The sequence below is a fragment of the Streptomyces sp. RP5T genome, from assembly GCF_003933965.1.
Classification (GTDB): Bacteria; Actinomycetota; Actinomycetes; order Streptomycetales; family Streptomycetaceae; genus Streptomyces.
The window spans coordinates 1-640 of record NZ_RSAJ01001238.1; the positions used below are offsets into that span (position 1 = coordinate 1).

Here is a 640-nt window from a genome sequence, read left to right on the forward strand (position 1 = left end):
CCTCGGCCCCGCAACCCTGGAAACACTCCCACCAGAACCGCTGCTCATCGCCGCCACCGCCGGCACCACCGACGCCGGCCTCATCGACCCCCTCCCCGAGATCGCCGCCCTGTGCGCCCGACGCGGCGCACGCCTGCACATCGACGCGGCCTACGGCGGCGCGCTCCTCTTCAGCCCCCGGCACCGAGCGCGGCTCGACGGACTCGCCGCAGCCGACACCGTGACCCTCGACCTACACAAACTCGGCTGGCAGCCGGTCGCCGCGGGACTCCTCGCCGTACGCGACGGACACGACCTCGCCGCCCTGAACCACCGGGCCGACTACCTCAACGCCGACGACGACACCGAAGCCGGCCTCCCCGACCTCCTCGGCCGCTCCCTGCGCACCACCCGCCGCCCCGACGTCCTCAAGATCGCCGTCACCCTGAAGACCCTGGGCCGCACAGGACTCGGCCACCTCGTGGACCGCGTCTGCGCACAGGCACAGGAGTTCGCGGAACTCGTCGACCGGCACCCCGGGTTCGAACTCCACGCCCCGCCCACCATCGGCACGGTCCTGTTCCGGCCCGCGGGCGCCACCGACGACACCGTGGCCGCCGTACGCCGACAACTCCTCACCGACGGCCGCGCCGTCCTCGGC

Annotated in this window: 1 protein-coding gene; it reads left to right on the plus strand. The window is 73.6% G+C overall.

All coding sequences use genetic code 11. From position 1 onward, the window contains the following. Window positions 1–640: pyridoxal-dependent decarboxylase (locus tag EHS43_RS45615; RefSeq protein ID WP_260471041.1), on the plus strand; the 640-nt coding region annotated here is incomplete at both ends.